This window comes from Bacillus sp. LNXM12-1, assembly GCF_003004375.1.
GTDB lineage: Bacteria > Bacillota > Bacilli > Bacillales > Bacillaceae > Bacillus.
Genome location: NZ_PVWX01000001.1, coordinates 981772 through 997584 on the forward strand (window position 1 = coordinate 981772; position 15813 = coordinate 997584).

General features: G+C 40.4%; 20 protein-coding genes. 6 read left to right on the top strand and 14 right to left on the bottom strand.

The genetic code is table 11. From position 1 onward, the window contains the following. Positions 1-369 precede the first annotated feature (369 nt). Genes C6Y07_RS19050 through C6Y07_RS05205 form a run of 4 tightly spaced genes read left to right on the top strand, consistent with a single transcriptional unit; the run spans position 370 to position 3242 of the window. Positions 370-1512, top strand: coding sequence for a hypothetical protein (locus C6Y07_RS19050; protein ID WP_223254132.1), 1143 nt, complete (start codon positions 370-372; stop codon positions 1510-1512). Beyond that, positions 1475-2014, top strand: a complete 540-nt coding sequence (locus tag C6Y07_RS05195) for a stage II sporulation protein M (RefSeq protein ID WP_223249893.1) — start codon at positions 1475-1477, stop codon at positions 2012-2014. The genes C6Y07_RS19050 and C6Y07_RS05195 overlap by 38 nt, the downstream gene beginning before the upstream one ends. 21 nt (positions 2015-2035) lie before the next feature. Continuing rightward, entirely contained in the window at positions 2036-2581 is a 546-nt protein-coding gene (locus C6Y07_RS05200) for a hypothetical protein (RefSeq protein WP_066030632.1), read from the top strand. Beyond that, positions 2574-3242, top strand: coding sequence for an ATP-binding cassette domain-containing protein (locus C6Y07_RS05205; protein ID WP_106071797.1), 669 nt, complete (start codon positions 2574-2576; stop codon positions 3240-3242). The genes C6Y07_RS05200 and C6Y07_RS05205 overlap by 8 nt, the downstream gene beginning before the upstream one ends. Before the next feature lie 53 nt (positions 3243-3295). On the opposite strand, the gene C6Y07_RS05210 is transcribed toward C6Y07_RS05205, so the two are convergent. After that, positions 3296-3589 (bottom strand): spore coat protein, encoded by a 294-nt coding sequence (locus tag C6Y07_RS05210; RefSeq protein WP_034661411.1) that lies wholly within the window; start codon positions 3587-3589, stop codon positions 3296-3298. Between the two features lie 220 nt (positions 3590-3809). On the opposite strand from C6Y07_RS05210, the gene C6Y07_RS05215 reads away from it, so the two are divergent. Further along, positions 3810-4022, top strand: coding sequence for a hypothetical protein (locus C6Y07_RS05215; RefSeq protein ID WP_060596628.1), 213 nt, complete (start codon positions 3810-3812; stop codon positions 4020-4022). Positions 4023-4058: 36 nt separating this feature from the next. On the opposite strand, the gene C6Y07_RS05220 is transcribed toward C6Y07_RS05215, so the two are convergent. The 4 genes from C6Y07_RS05220 to C6Y07_RS05235 form a co-directional block, all read right to left on the bottom strand. Continuing rightward, positions 4059-5399, bottom strand: a complete 1341-nt coding sequence (locus C6Y07_RS05220) for a sugar porter family MFS transporter (RefSeq protein WP_066030630.1) — start codon at positions 5397-5399, stop codon at positions 4059-4061. Between the two features lie 81 nt (positions 5400-5480). Next, positions 5481-6902 (bottom strand): L-arabinose isomerase, encoded by a 1422-nt coding sequence (araA, locus tag C6Y07_RS05225; protein WP_106156302.1) that lies wholly within the window; start codon positions 6900-6902, stop codon positions 5481-5483. A 17-nt stretch (positions 6903-6919) separates the two neighbouring features. Next, complete coding sequence (locus C6Y07_RS05230) at positions 6920-7624, bottom strand: L-ribulose-5-phosphate 4-epimerase (protein ID WP_034661424.1); 705 nt, start codon at positions 7622-7624, stop codon at positions 6920-6922. Next, complete coding sequence (locus C6Y07_RS05235) at positions 7618-9243, bottom strand: xylulokinase (protein WP_106156304.1); 1626 nt, start codon at positions 9241-9243, stop codon at positions 7618-7620. The genes C6Y07_RS05230 and C6Y07_RS05235 overlap by 7 nt, the downstream gene beginning before the upstream one ends. Positions 9244-9516: 273 nt before the next feature. Between C6Y07_RS05235 and C6Y07_RS05240 the strand changes: the two genes are divergently transcribed. After that, positions 9517-10617, top strand: coding sequence for a GntR family transcriptional regulator (locus C6Y07_RS05240; protein WP_106156305.1), 1101 nt, complete (start codon positions 9517-9519; stop codon positions 10615-10617). 33 nt (positions 10618-10650) lie between these two features. On the opposite strand, the gene C6Y07_RS05245 is transcribed toward C6Y07_RS05240, so the two are convergent. The 9 genes from C6Y07_RS05245 to C6Y07_RS05280 all read right to left on the bottom strand — a co-directional run bounded on the left by C6Y07_RS05245 (position 10651) and on the right by C6Y07_RS05280 (position 15811). Further along, on the bottom strand, positions 10651-11376 hold the full coding sequence (locus tag C6Y07_RS05245) for a DsbA family oxidoreductase (protein WP_106156307.1): 726 nt from the start codon (positions 11374-11376) through the stop codon (positions 10651-10653). A gap of 141 nt (positions 11377-11517) precedes the next feature. After that, the gene (gene hxlB, locus C6Y07_RS05250) at positions 11518-12075 is read right to left on the bottom strand and encodes a 6-phospho-3-hexuloisomerase (RefSeq protein ID WP_106156309.1); all 558 of its coding nucleotides are present in this window, start codon (positions 12073-12075) and stop codon (positions 11518-11520) included. Next, a complete protein-coding gene (gene hxlA, locus C6Y07_RS05255; protein ID WP_060596622.1) occupies positions 12072-12704 on the bottom strand; it encodes a 3-hexulose-6-phosphate synthase in 633 nt (210 codons plus the stop codon). The genes hxlB and hxlA overlap by 4 nt, the downstream gene beginning before the upstream one ends. A 188-nt stretch (positions 12705-12892) precedes the next feature. Beyond that, positions 12893-13249, bottom strand: a complete 357-nt coding sequence (hxlR, locus tag C6Y07_RS05260; RefSeq protein WP_060596621.1) for a transcriptional activator HxlR — start codon at positions 13247-13249, stop codon at positions 12893-12895. A gap of 76 nt (positions 13250-13325) precedes the next feature. Then, complete coding sequence (locus C6Y07_RS05265) at positions 13326-14192, bottom strand: alpha/beta hydrolase (protein ID WP_106156311.1); 867 nt, start codon at positions 14190-14192, stop codon at positions 13326-13328. 53 nt (positions 14193-14245) lie between these two features. After that, entirely contained in the window at positions 14246-14623 is a 378-nt protein-coding gene (locus C6Y07_RS05270; protein WP_106156313.1) for a hypothetical protein, read from the bottom strand. An 18-nt stretch (positions 14624-14641) separates the two neighbouring features. Further along, positions 14642-14989 (bottom strand): YxiJ family protein, encoded by a 348-nt coding sequence (locus tag C6Y07_RS05275; RefSeq protein WP_106156315.1) that lies wholly within the window; start codon positions 14987-14989, stop codon positions 14642-14644. Positions 14990-15048: 59 nt separating this feature from the next. After that, positions 15049-15177 carry a YxiG family protein gene (locus tag C6Y07_RS19390; RefSeq protein ID WP_423190654.1) on the bottom strand — a complete coding sequence of 43 codons (129 nt, stop codon included), beginning with the start codon at positions 15175-15177 and terminating at the stop codon, positions 15049-15051. Positions 15178-15568: 391 nt separating this feature from the next. Further along, a complete protein-coding gene (locus tag C6Y07_RS05280; RefSeq protein ID WP_050943707.1) occupies positions 15569-15811 on the bottom strand; it encodes a DNA-binding protein in 243 nt (80 codons plus the stop codon). Between the last annotated feature and the right edge of the window lie 2 nt (positions 15812-15813).

Below are 15813 nucleotides of genomic sequence, written 5' to 3' on the forward strand. Positions count from 1 at the left end.
AAAGGGATTGAATCTTATAGAAGAACTCATATTCTTCCTTTTGAAGAATTGATACAGCTTGCACCTGTTTCCTCAAGACACCTTTTCCAAACGCTTTTGTTTTCAGAACTGATCTGGTTGATGTTGACCAGTTTGAGTACTTATTTAATCTATTTTCTGTTTCAATATTCTATTGCTCCAACACATGATTGGATATTCTGGTTAAAGCATCTCAATGTCATGTTGACAGGTTTCTTCCTATTTATCGTCAGCAATAAGATATTTGGTGCTTACATCTATAATATTGTCGTGAAAAAAATCGGGATCATTCGTGTTCTTTTTTTCGCAAGCATCTCTTTACTTTTTTTCTTATTTGGAAGAGTCCTGATATTGAACATTATTTTCCCTTTTTATCACACCTTCCAACAACTTTTTCAGTCGATTTCATCGCTTGCAGAGGATTCGTTTTGGATTACACTTTCCAACAATTTGGTGGCTTTATATCAAAATGATCTTCAGCATATCCATCATGCTTTATTCTCAAAGGATTCTGTATTTCTACAATTTCAAGCGCTTTTCACTTCACCTGTCACATTTTTCGTGGTGATATTAGCAGCTATACTCGTCATGAAGAGTCCTGTACGCTGGATTCCAACTGGGAAAGATCATGATCAAAACTCAACACATTTTCGAGATTTATTTTATTGGTACTTTCAAGTACTTAATAAAATTCAAGGCTCGCTGTTTCAAAAGAATATGTTGATCCAAAAAGACCTCAAGGTGTTAAAAGAAAAAAGATGGCTGCTGTCTAAAGAGTTTTTTAATTATATGTTTATGTCATATGAAGCCTTCTTTTATATCGGGGTTATGACTAGTTTGATCTCCATTATTAATCATCCGGCTTTGCAGATTCAGCTGCTTTTTACATTAAATGTGATGATTTTAGCAAATCAAACGTATGAGATGAGAATGCTGACCCCTTCTATTTTTTCTTTAAGTGCTGAAAAAAAGAATATTTGGCTTTTTGAGCTTTCTCAAACATCTCTTATTCAGTTTTTCTTATCAAAAATCCAGTTATTTTATTGTTTATTTTCCATACCAGCTCTCTTTCTGCTATTCATTAATCTATCAATCATGGGTGTATATCAGCTTTTTGATATTCAGATGCTCATTCAATTTGTGGCATTAGGGATTGGTTTTTTCATTTTCCCTTTGATTCAGCTTTACTTGTTTCCATTTACAACGAAATTCAATTTTATTCATGAGCATGAAATAGGGACAACCAATGAGGAAATAGAAGTTATCGATAAAGGGCAGGCTTTTGCAAGAAACTTTCTTGTATTACCTTTTATGTACTACATGATCTTGACCTCTTTTCTACCTATTTTGCAGCAATCCTCAGGTCTCATAAACTTTCTGTTTGCTTTATATTTTGTGATCGTTTCATTGATCTGCTGGGTGTTATGCCGCAAGACCATCTATAAAGGGATTGAGTATGTTGAAAAAAATAAGATATTTTCTATCGGAGAATAGACTGATTTTACGCCTCGGCTACATTTATGCTGCTATCTTTATTGCAGCAGTGCTGATTGGTAGCCTTCTTCCTTATGATCAGATTCCTTATTTAAAAAAGGATGAAGAGATGTTTTTTCTATCTATTTTCTTAAACAATTTGCAAGTTGGGATGGCGATATTAGGGATCGGAGCTTTTACAGGCGGCATCATGGCTGCTGGCATTCTTTTTTACAACGGATACATTATTGGCAAACTAGTTCAGTATTTGATTGTCAATCAAGAAGTGCAGCAGATATTCACAGGATTACTGCCTCATGCTTTCGTAGAGATTCTTGGTTTCATCCTGTTTTCAATTGTCAGCTCTTTTCCTTTTATTTATCTTTATCGATTTATAAAAGGAGAAACAATTGATTTAAAAAAGTTGACTGTGACTGTGCTTCAATTGATTTTTGCAGCAATTGTTCTCTTATTCGCAGCATCTCTTTTAGAGGAATACGTTAGCCATGTACATCTACCATAGAAGAAAGGGGAATGTGGTTCCATGGAGCTACTTCTACGACCTAAGGAATTTTTCAATCAGAATCAATCGATTAAAACCATTGTAGGCCTTGTCTTACTATCATTATTTGTTTCGACTGTCTTTTTAACATTTTTTATTATTGATTTGTTAGTAGATGAACCGTTACCTGCTGGAAAACAAGTAGCCAGCATTGTTTTTATTTTTTTGCTGACGATCCCGCTTTATTTCATTTTGAATTTTCTCAGTACTGTTCTCACTTCAATTTATATGTATTTTTTTCATAAAGCTTTTATTTTACGCAAAATGTATCTTGTCATTTTGGTTTATAATGCATTTCTTTTATTAGTGAATAGTGCAGCGATCTATTGTGTGATGGTGTTACAATTAGACCACTATTTTATCTTGATCCAAGCAATTTCCTTCTTCATCAACTTATATCTTTTGCGCATCCTTTATGATGGCATCATTTACTATGCAGAAGGGTCGAAAAAGGCTGCCCTTGCGACAGTGATCTTGTATATGCTGGTGACCACTGTGTTTGTTATTGGAGGATTCATCAATGGCTAGTCTTCAAGTGTCTCAGCTATCTTTTCGCTATGAAACAACAGAAGAAAGCTCTCTCCTTCTCGATCAAGTTTCGTTTGATCTGAAAGGAAGTGATCGAGCTTGTATCATTGGAAAGAACGGCAGCGGTAAATCGACTCTTTTAAAGATCATCGCTGGTCTGCTTCCATCTGTATCAGAAACGATTTTACTCAACAAACAGCTTCACCCCAGGACCACTCAATATAAAAGTCTGGTGGCGTACATCCCTGATAAGCCTTTAGTCTATGATACGCTCACTGGTCTTGAGCACATGGAGCTTGTTCAGTCTTTATGGAAAATGAACAAGTCAGAAAAAGAGTTATACAAAGAGACCTTTCTAACGCTTTGTGATGCATTTGATTTAACGCATGCCCTAAAGATGCCAGTCAAACAGTATTCATTGGGCATGAGATATAAACTTTTCTTTAATTGTATGGTGGCAAGATCTCCAGAGCTGATCATTCTTGATGAGCCTTTTACCTCTCTTGATGAGGCCTCACAGATACAATCGATTTCTTTATTAAAAAAAGAATTCTCACATCGATGTGTTTTATTTACCAGCCATCAGCGCTACCTTTATTCAGAATTAGGAAATCGTTTCTTCCAGCTGGATCAAGGACAATTAAACGAAGTGGAACGTTAGACATACAAAAGGCATCCCATAAAAGGATGCCTCTCTTCTTTTTCTCGATCACATTACCACTTACAGCGTTTCACTGGACGGCAGCAAGGTTTTTTGATATCCCTGCCGCAATCGTATTCTTCCACAATGTACTCGTTATGAGTAGATTGAGTGACAGGGTAGTAGTTTTCAATTCTTTTGATGTTTTTATTGACGTTTGTGATATGCGTTGGATGAATTTTTCTGATGGTTTGTTCATTCGTTGTCGTGTTGACAATTTGACGTGTGGGGAAAACAACCGTTTCATCTCCTCCTTGGTTTCCTCTGCGAGGACCAAAGAAAAAGTCATCTAATCGATTTCGGCTCATCTCAACACCCCTTCAAGTTGTCTTTCACTTACACTCTATCGTATGTAAGAAGCGCATTTCGTGACTAGATGCTTGTCTATTTTTAAAAAAATCCACTATTCATCTCGTTTTCTCTTTCTTTACAAAAGGGCAATTTTAACATATTATACAATATGATATATTGTGGTAGAAGAAATTGTGGCCCATAACCTTCCCACTTATCAAATACGAGGTGAACGATATGATCAATACGACACAACCAATCGAACGAAACAAGCTAGACATTGCACTTGAACTGACTCAATTGCATTTGAATCGATATGAAACGAATCATCCTGATCAGTTGAGTGAGGTTTATGCGAAATATTATGCGCTGCTTGAAGTGCTGGATTTATCTTCTTATGATCAATTGATTGATTTATTGCCCGCTGAGCTAAAACAGACGCTTGAGTAAAAAACCCCTCTATCCACATGGGATAGAGGGGTTTCTTTATACACGTGCTGCCATATCGGTTTCGATTTGCTCTAAGCTTCTTCCTTTTGTTTCAACTAGTACAAAGCGGGTGAACAATAGTCCGATTAAGCAGATGACACCAAATGAGGAGAAAATGACCCCAAAGCTGAACTTATCAGCTAAGATAGGGAAAACGAGTCCAACTGCTAACGATCCCGTCCAGTTAAAGGCAGATGAGATACCTGCTCCGATACCTCTAACAGAAAGCGGGAAGATTTCGCCGATGATGATCCACGTGATCGGTGCCCATGAGAAGGCGTAACACAAGATAAAGCAGCAAAGGGAAATCAATGTCACCCAGTTTAAAATCCCTTCACTAACGCCAAGTGCACCTAATGCCGCTGGTGCAAAGAAGGAAAGTGCCATACCTGTGCCCCCTACGGTGAGAATCGTTCGGCGGTCGAACCTGTCGACAAATTGTAAAAAGATAACGGTTGTCACGACGAAAATGACACCGACAATGACTGTAAAGCCTGCTGCGACCTGCGGCGCAAGGCCTACATTCCGAGCAATACTCGTTGCATAATACACAATGGAGTTCGCGCCTTGAATTTGCTGAAGGGTCGCCATCCCAACCCCGATGAAAAGAGCCATTCTGAATTTCTTTTGGAACAATTCACGAATACCAGAGCGTTCTTCTTTCGCGACTTCTAAAATTTCCTGCATTTCTGCTTCGATTTCTTCACGGGAAGAACGCAGTGATCCTAATACCTCCCGTGCTTTATGAGCCATTCCGTGTTTAATTAAATATCTCGGAGATTCAGGGAGCCTCAGCATACCAATATAAAGCACGATAGCAAATAAAGCGGCACTTCCCAGCATCCAGCGCCAGCTGTCTGGAATAGGTTCAAACACAAACGCGACAATATAGCTCAGCAATAGTCCGCTCACGATCATGAGCTGATTGAGCCCAGACAATTTCCCGCGAATTTTAGCAGGAGCAATTTCAGACATGTATGCCGGCACCAAAGATGAGGCTGTACCAACGGCTGTTCCTAAAAAGATACGTGCAATGGTTAATGAAATCTCTTCTGGTGCAATAGCTGATCCGATCGCTCCGACAAAAAAGATAACGGATGAGACCAAAATAAGCTTTCTGCGGCCAAATTTATCCCCTAAGAGACCGCTTAAAATGGAGCCAATGATGGCCCCGCCCATTAATGAAGAGACAACGATTCCAAGCCATAATGGGCTGAGCTGAAATTCTTGCTGAATATGTCCCTCTGCCCCTGCAATAATCCCAATATCATATCCGAATAAGATGCCTGCAAAGGACCCGAAAAAGAAGATAAATTTGCTTGACACTTTTTTCTCCAAGTGGATGACCCCCTCACTTAATTAACCGCTTTCATTTCTCCCGGTGCTTCTACTGTAAACAGTAGAAGACGTTTCACCCTTCTATAAAACCACATATTCTGCATGAACAAGCTTTGTAAAATGAACAATTTGATCAACCGTTAAATTGAGGGATACGACTGTATGATGACCCCCGCCTTGCTTAATCCATGCTTTGACTCCGTCCTGAAAATTCGGCTTGATTTTCCAGAGCACACGTGCAACCGGTAAATGAGGTGCTGCTTCCTCCGGCTCAAAGGCTTCGACTTCTTGTATGAGCCATTTGAAATGGGTTCCAAAGTCAGCAATGGAAACAACAACACCTTCGCCTGCTTTTCCATCAAACACAAGACGCGCTGGATCTTCCCTGTTTCCGATACCAAGTGGAGATACGACAATCACTGGTTTCGTATGGGCGAGCGCTGGATCTACTTCTAACATATGAGATTGCAGCACCGCTTCCTGTCCAGAGGTCATTTCATACGTGTAGTCCTCCATAAAACCAGTGGATTGATGATGACTCATCACCTTTAATAATCGGTCCAGTGCAGCAGTTTTCCAATCGCCTTCCCCAGCAAAGCCATATCCCTTTGCCATTAGCCGCTGTACCGCAAGTCCTGGCAGCTGTTTCATTCCATGTAAATCTTCAAAGTTTGTCGTAAAGGCATTGTAGCCGCCTTCATCTAAGAAGCGTTTGATGGCAATTTCATAACGCGCTTGCACCTTGACACTTTTTTCCCATTCTTCAACTGAATACGTTCCATAATCCACATCATATTGCGTTAAATACTCCGCAAATAATGCATCTACCTCTGCTTCTTCTACTACATTTACATATTCGACGAGATCGCCTATTCCAAAGTAATCAACAGTCCACCCTAATTGAATCTGGGCTTCAATTTTATCGCCTTCTGTTACAGCCACGTGGCGCATGTTGTCACCAAACCTAGCTACTTTAATCTGAAAGCTCTCATGATAAGCAGCCGCCACGTCCATCCAATCAGCGATTTGCTGCTGCACATCCGGCTTAGACCAATGACCGGCGACAATTTGATTTTGTTTATTTAAGCGCGCATTGATATAGCCATATTCTCTATCTCCATGGGCAGATTGATGAAGATTCATATAGTCCATGTCGATCGTGTCCCACGGAATCTTCTCATAATACTGTGTGACAAGATGCAAAAGAGGCTTCTGCAAGAGATCGGTTCCGCGTATCCACATTTTTGCCGGTGAAAATGTATGCATCCATGTCATCACGCCGACAACCTCATCGCGATAATTGACTTCTTTCATGAGCTTTGTGATTTGATCCGCGCTGACAGCCAGCTCCTGAAGGATCACTGGGTAAGGAAGTAAACCGCTCTCATTTAAGGCATCCGTCATCTTTTGAGCATCTGCTTTTACTTTCTGCAGTGCTTCATCTCCATATAAATGCTGCGATCCAACAATAAACCAGCATTCTTTATGTTGACTTGTTAACATAGAAATCCCTCTTTTCTTTATCTTGAAGGTTTTTGTCCGTAATACGCATGTTCTCCGTGTTTTCTTAAGTAATGTTTATCTAAAATTCGTTGCGGGAGAGGCTCCGCGTATTCGTTTAATTGCTTTGCGAACAGATTCATTTTGGCGACTTCATCTAAAATCACACTGTTTGTGACCGCACTTTTTGCATCTTTTCCCCACGTGAATGGGCCGTGACCTTGAAGCAATACACCCGGCACCGCCATCACATCTAGGTTTCTTTCCTCAAACGTTTCGATGATCAGCCGGCCCGTTTCTACCTCATAACCGCGGTTGACTTCTTCTTCTGTCAGAAATCGAGCACACGGAACAGCGCCGTAAAATGTATCGGCATGTGTTGTGCCCATTGCCTGTAAATCAAGACCTGCCTGCGCCCAAACGGTTGCCCACATGGAATGGCTATGTGATATACCGCCAATTTCCTCAAAGTGTTTGTAAAGAACAGCATGTGTTGCTGTATCTGATGAAGGACTGAATTCCCCTTCCACTACTTCACCGTCAAAGTCGACCACAACCATGTCTTTTGCTGATAATTGGTCATACGCTATACCGCTCGGCTTAATAACAAATAGACCGCTGTCACGATCACACGCACTGACATTGCCCCATGTAAATTTCACAAGTCCGTATTTCGGCAAATCTAAATTTGCTTCAAATACTTCTTCTTTTAAGCGCTCTAGCATACGGTTGTCACTCCTTTCTTTGGAATCAGATGTGCTACTGCCGCTTCTTCAATCGCAAGGCCCTCTTGATAGCGCTTTAAAAATTCGTCAAAGCCTTTGACATCAAGCGGGTCGGGTTCCATGAGCTCTTCTGATGTATGGGCAAACACTTGATGCGTGAGAAATTCAGCCAATGTTTGCTTTTGATGATGGACCATATAGGAAGCAAGGACAGCCATCCCAAACGCACCGCCTTCTCCCGCAGTGGAAACGACTGATACAGGTGTATCAAGCGCTGCGGCCACCATTTTTTGACCAACAAGCGGGGTTTTAAATAACCCCCCATGCCCTAGTAAACGATCAATCACAACCTGTTCATGTTCTTTTAAACGATCCATCCCTATTTTCATTGCACCAAAAGCAGAAAAAAGATGGGTACGCATGAAATTAGCCAGATTAAAGCGGCTTTCAGCTGATCTGACAAAAAGAGGCCTTCCTTCTGGCAGTCTCGTAATATTTTCACCAGAATAATAGCCATAGCTTAAGAGTCCGCCGCCATCTCGATCTGCTTCTAACGCCTGCTGCAATAAGGCTTCGTATACCTTTTCTGATGCCACTTGCATGCCCAATGCTTCAAATGCCTCTCTGAATATATTCATCCAAGCATTTAAGTCACTTGTACAGTTGTTCGCATGAACCATTGCGACTGGCAGTCCGTCTGGTGTTGTGACCATATCCACTTCTGGATACACACCCTTTAGCTCCTGCTCTAGCACAATCATGGCAAAAACAGATGTCCCAACTGAAATGTTCCCTGTCCGTTTTTCTACACTTTTTGTTGCCACCATTCCCGTTCCGGCGTCACCTTCCGGGGGGCAAAATGGAATGCCTGGCTTCAAGTGTTTGCCTTGATCTAAAATGGCTGCTCCTGCTGCCGTTAACACGCCAGCCTCCTCGCCTGCTAAATAAACACGTGGCAGAAGGTGACGCAGCTTCCACGGGTAGCCTTTTTCTACGATCAAGTCTTCAAATTGATGGAGCATTACTTCATTGTAATCCTTCGTTTGTTCATCAATTGGAAACATGCCTGACGCATCACCAATGCCAATGGCCTGCTTTCCGGTTAACAGCCAGTGAATGTACCCTGATAGGGTGGTCATATATTCTAAACGGGAAAGATGTTTTTCCTCCTCTAATATCGCTTGATACAGATGGGCAATGCTCCATCTTTCTGGAATATGAAATTGGAAGACATCCGTCAGTTTTTGACTCGCCTCAATGGTTGTTGCATTCCGCCATGTTCGGAATGGAACGAGGACCTCTCCTGTATGATCACATGCCACATAGCCATGCATCATAGCTGATACTCCAATTGAGCCAATGCTTTGAATGGTCACGCCATACCTTTGCTCGACTTGCTCTTTCATCTCCCGGTACGCCACTTGAAGACCTGTAATGATATCAATTAAGTTGTACGTCCAAATTCCTTCCTGGAGAGAATTTTCCCATTCAAATGTACCTTGAGCAATTGGCTGAAACGCTTCATCTATTAAAATGGCTTTAATTCGTGTTGAACCAAATTCAATCCCTAAAGATGTCCGTCCTTCTTTTAAGGCTTTGGTCGTCTCTTCATGATCCATTCTGCGTTCACCTCCATAATTGATAGCGGTTTCATTTTTAATTTTCTAGATTCATTGATTCTCTGTGCACATTCACAATATAATATTTGTACGTACATATGTCAACATTAAATATAATTGTACATACACAATATGACAAAAACCTTCACTTTTCTAAAGCTAACACGACAGAAAGGGAAAGCGCCTGTTTTTGATTCGACAACCATGTTAAAATATGTCCATACAATTTCTTCTCAATCCGAGTAGATGATCAACTGAGAAAGAAGTGAAACGATGAAAAAGAAGTACCAGATCATTATCGATGATATAAAAAGCAAAATACTCACAGGGGATTACCGGATCGGGGAACGCATTCCAACCGAATCAAGCCTGCAGGAGATGTATCAAGTGAGCAGGCATACGGTTCGAAAGGCCATCTTAGAATTGTCGAGCGAAGGGTTTTTGCGAAGTGAAAAGGGCTCAGGTACATTTGTGACCAATCAATATCAAACAAAGCCTGCTGGACATGCACATATGAAAACGATTGGGGTTATCACGACATACATATCCGATTACATTTTCCCTTCTATTATTCGAGGCATTGAAAGCCGATTAAACGAAGAGAACTATTCTCTGTTACTGGCAAGTACGAATAATGATGTGGAACAGGAGAAAAAAGCGCTAGAAATGATGCTGTCCTTTGGTGTGGACGGACTCATTGTCGAGCCGACGAAAAGCAATTTATATAATCCGAACATCTCGTACTACCTATCTTTTAAAGAACAGGATGTACCGCTCATTATGATCAATGCCTATTATGAGCAGTTAGAGGTTCCTTTTCTCTGTTTAGATGATGTGAAATCCAGTTATTTAGCCACAAAAGAGCTGATCACCTCTGGACATAAGCAAATCGGCCTGATCTCAAAAACAGATGACTTACAGGGAAAGTACCGAATGAAGGGATATATTCAAGCGCTCGGTGAAGCCAAGCTTAATTTTCTGCCTGAGCACGTCCTCTTTTTCGATACAGAATCGAAGCAGCATTTGGGAGATGATATCAAAACTTTCTTAATAGAGCATCAGCATGAGCTGACTGCCCTTGTTTGCTATAACGACGAGGTTGGATTAGAAGTTGCCAATGTATGCAGTGACATCGGGCTGTCCATTCCAGAGGATCTCTCCATTATTGGACAGGATAATTCGTATATTGCCCAGAAAAATGCCCATGTGAAGCTGACAACATTGACCCACCCTCAGGAGCAAATGGGCCGGGATGCGGCAGACTGGATGATTAAAAAAGTTCAAGGAAAAAAGAATCTCCCTCATCAAACCTTTTACGAACCTGAATTGGTTCCAGGTGAAACGATCAAACAAATGAATGCAAGAAAAAAATGAGCCCTTGCCGCAGGAGGCTCATTTTTTATATGATTAGATCTCTTCTTTAGGGGCAGGCACTGCGCATACGCCATCTGCACATGCTGCTTCAAATGCATTGGCAGCCGCTTTCTCAGCTTGAGCTGCTTCTTCTGTCCATGCCGCTTCAAGTGCACGAAGGAAGGTATCGGCTGGCTGTGCACCTGCCACTGAATATTTGCCATTCAATAAGAAAAAAGGAACAGCAGAAATGCCAAGCTGTCTCGCCTCTTTTTCGTCTTTTCGTACATGATCTGCAAAATCTTCGCCGTCTAGAACTTGCTGCACATCCTTCAAATCAAGACCTGCTTTTTCTGCAATTTCTAAAAGGGTTTGACGATCACCAACATGCTTTCCATCTGTAAAATACGCTTGAAACAGCTCTCCCATGACGAAATCGCCTTTCCCCATTTGACCAGCATATTGCGCCAATCGATGGGCATCAAAGGTGTTTGTCAACACGAGTGGATCAAATTGAAAATCGATTCCTTTCTCTTTGCCGGCCTGCTTCACCTGCTCATTCATCGCCATGGCCTGGCTGCGGCTCATCCCATATTTTTTGACGAGCATATCATGGACATCATAATCGACCTGAGCAGGTGCATGCGGATCAAGCTCAAAGCTTTTAAACTCTATTTCTACCTGCTCCTTCTGAGGGAATTGTTCAAGCGCTGTTTCTAGCTGTTTTTTTCCTATATAACAAAAAGGACAGGCGATATCTGACCAGATTTGTACTTTCATCTTTATCTTCCTTCCATGCTTACGCTTTTTCTTTAACGATGTAACTATTATAGTTACATCCAATCGATGATGTCAAGATTCTGCTCTTGATTTAGATAAAAAAAGCCTCTCCTTCTAAGAAAGGAAAGGCTTTGAAAATGACTATTCTAAATTTGCATGGTGACCATACATTTTATGTGTGTCGAGCTCTTTTATTTCCATTAAACGTAAAATGACCGCATCGTATGTCAGAAGAAGCAATTGCTCAAATAGTGAGCCCATTGGCTGCATGGTATGATGGCTTCCTTCCTTTTGATCCTTTGGCGCACCTGACAGTAAAATGACTTCATCCGATAGATCAGCTAGAGGTGACTCAGCTGAAAGCGTGAAAGCTGCCACTTTTCCGCCAATTGCTTTTGCCTTTTTTGCAAGGACAAGCAAGGTCTCTGTTCGACCAGAGCCGCTCCCCACAATCAAGAGATCTTCTTCTGTAAAGGAAGGAGTATTGGTCTCACCGATCACATAAGCCTTGACGCCAATATGTGTGAGTCTCATGGCAAATGATTTTCCCATCAAACCAGACCTGCCAGCCCCTGACACAAAGACCTTTCTTGCAGTTAAAATGCTTGAGACAAGGCGCTCTGCCTGTTCGTCTTGAATATCCGGCGAGTGCTCAGAAAGCTCATTTAAAATGGCTTTCACATAGTCACTGGTCTTCATGATTGTGCGATCAGCTGCTTCATTTGTGCGGCTACTTCTGCTTTATTATCCTGGCTTGCGATACCACCGCCGACAATGATCAAATCAGGATTTAATTTTACGACTTCAGGTAACGTATCAAGCTTAATTCCGCCTGCAATCGCTGTTTTCGCTTGTTTGACGACTTGTTTAATGGTCAGAAGGTCAGCAAATGAGTTTTGACCAACCGCTTGCAGATCATAGCCTGTGTGCACACAAATATAGTCGACTCCAAGCTCATCCAGCTCTTTTGCCCGGCCAGCGATATCTTTGATACCTATCATATCCACTAAAATCTGTTTCCCTCTTGCTTTCGCTTCTTTCACGGCTCCTTGAATGGACATATCTTCTGCCGCTGCAAGAATGGTCACGATATCTGCTCCAGCTTCAGATGCCTGCTGCACTTCATAACCGGCCGCATCCATAATTTTCAGATCGGCGAGTACACGTAAGTTTGGAAATGCCTGTTTGACTTCTTTGACGGCACGCAAGCCTTCGTTGATCACAACAGGTGTCCCAATTTCGACCACATCAATAGATGCTTCTACTTCTTTGATCAGCTCAATCGCTTCTGGTATATTCACTAAATCTAATGCTAATTGTAATTTCATCAATGTTCACTCCCGTTTTTCATCTCATCTTCAAGAGCTCCGCGAATGATGCATCTTGAACGATGAAATGAGTATAACAACAGGAGTGAAGCAATCCAAGTACGCACTTTTTTTTTACATACTATACTTTTTCGCATATGGTCACAAAAAAGATACTGTCTTTCGACCAGTATCTTTTGCATGTATTACTATTTATCATCCTTTAAGAAATTGCTGTCGATATACTGTTTTCCCCAATCATACATCGCCTCTAAAATCGGCATTAAGCTTTCTCCTAGTTCTGTGAGGGAATACTCAACCTTTGGCGGAACGACAGGATAAACCTCCCGATGCACAATGTGATCTTCCTCTAATTCTCTTAACTGATTGACAAGCATTCTTTGCGTAATCCCAGGCATTAACGACTTTAACTCACCAAACCGTTTTGTCCCCTCTCTGCCAAGGTGCCATAAAATCAGCATTTTCCACTTACCGCCGATAATATTCAGCGTCAGCTCTTTTTCGCAGTTGAACACTTTATTTTCCATACGTGATGACAACGACATACACTCCTTTTATTACAAACCATTTACCCTATATCATATACTGCGGCAAAATGGATTGCCTAGCATATGGTCTTCGTTATTGATTTTGTTTTTTGACAAAAGCCATCACAGCCTCTGTCATTTTTTGTGCTTCTTTTGGCGCTCTGTCTGATCCAAACCATTTATTCAAGTCACTGTGGCTCAGCGAATGGACCCGAAAGACAAACTTAGAACCTTTATCATGATTCAGTTTTTCTGCAAATCTGTACACCTCAGGGTTTTCCCAGCCTGTAACCAAATAGACAGGAGGTGCATTCTTTTGATTCATATAAGTGACAGGTGATGCCTTTGTCCAATTCTCCTCTTGTTTGCCAAAGACTTTTTTGTACGATGGGATGGCTTGTATAAATTGATTGAGGTTTAACGGCCCGTCTAGAACAACAATGGAATTGATCGTTTTTGGCGACAGCCCCACACGTTTTAAGTAGGTTGAATCTGTGGCAACCAGCGCCGTCAAATGACCGCCCGCTGAGTGACCCATGACATTGATTTTTGATGAATCGATTTGATATTCATCCGCATGATCCTTCACCCATTTAATGGCGTTTGCCGTATCATCTGCCATCTGCTCGTAGTTGGCATCAGGATGAAGCCTGTAATTCATTGAAACAAACACATACCCTTGACCGGTAAAATAATCAGCCTTTGAAGCGACTCTATTCTTATCGCCGCCTGTCCAGCCGCCGCCATGGAGATAGATCATGACTGGATGCTTCTTCTTTTTGTCTTCTTTGCCCTTCGGCATGTACATATCGAGTGTTTGCTGTTTGTTTTGTGTGTCTGCATAATGGATGTTCGTCGTCGGCTTAGGCTGGTTGAAACGGAACACAAAGAATGCGCATACCAATAAGCCAGCGATGACTGCCGCAAATAAAAGCCATTTTATCATTCGATTCAATGTCATTGCACCTTTCTATGTTGGGATGGAAAAGCATCATTCGCACATATGTAGAGAGACTAGCCCGATTCATTTGATACGACTTGTATGACTTGAACCGTTTGACAATAAAAAGAAAAATACTGTTCTTCATAATCTTCAACAAAGTAATTCAAATATTCCCAGCCTCTATCCAAAAGTTGAATGTTCAATATAATATGGTCATCGTTTGTTAACTCCAAATCTTTGATTTGAACAGAAGAGACATTGGTGAATTTCAGACGAATGTCTGCTTGTAGATTCGGGGATTCATATGGGATATGCAGAACAATACAGTTGATCAAGTCGTAATGTTCATTATACTCTTTAAAGTAGTGAAATTCATTGATTTGCTTTAGATGGTTGATATTGAAATCAGGGATTTGTTTCTGGACTTTTTCATTTAAAAACCATGTCATCGTTTGTCCTCCAAGAGGTTATTGTATAAGTGCAATGATTCGTTTTCTTGTTTCTTCATGGTATTGAGCATAGGAGTGCAATAAAGGATATGATTCAAGGATCTGTTGATACGATTTGATTTGGGGATATTGCTCTTCAAATGACTGACGCAGCACGTTTAACTGTTTTTTCGGTATTCGTTTATGATCGACCACATAACTTAAGCTGCCTGCAACAAGTGAAAAAAACATATAAAAATCATCTGAGTACATACCAGTTTCTTCTTCAAAAGAGATGATATCATCTGGATAAGATGAATCTAATAAGTATTGATAACGTTGTTTTACATCATCGAATAAACATTGTTTATCACGGCTGATTTTCATGGATTTCTCCCCAACCTCTCATTGTTTTTAATTCTTATTTAGACGCTAATAAGATCTTCCTATACACTGCAAACAAATTCTTGTGAATCGAAACATACGTTTTTCGATTCTATTGCGAGTAACATCCCATTGATGTTAAATAGAAAATTTGCATTTGAATCAAATTCTTCAAGTAGTTCATTGTTCAAGTTCCCTGTATCATAAAGATGAAAGACAGATTTAAAATTTTCTATTTTACCCCTTCTGTTATTAATTCTTCAAATCTAGAATTACCTTACCACATTTGTAAATCGTATTTCATGATGAGTGACATTTTGTAATTTTGATTATTTTATTTTCAATTATTCTCTTGAATTACTTTTTACTTATATTTGTAGAATAATTTTTAATTCTTGGACTTCTTTTGTATTACCTCTATAACAATACACTTACTTTAACTTTCGTAAAAGTTTATAAGGTTCCATAAAACTATATACCCTTTTGGCATATCTTCTCATGTTTAAAATTTGGGCAACAAATAAATAACAAAAAATGCGCCTTTTAGTGAATAAAATACTAAAAGGCACATTTCTACTAAAGCTATTTATATTTTCTTATCCATTCTTCCAAATCCTCTTCTGTGTGGAAATAGGAATTGGGAGCATCTTTCAAATCAATTCCACTTAGAAGAATCAGCATATCCCAAACTTTTTCATCATCGACTTCAGGATCATCTGCACTAACATAAATCTCAGCCCAATCAGAAACTTCTTCTCTAGTCATAGTCCCATTTAAGACTTTTTGTATTTTATTTATACAGTCTATCATTTCTGGTTCGACCATAA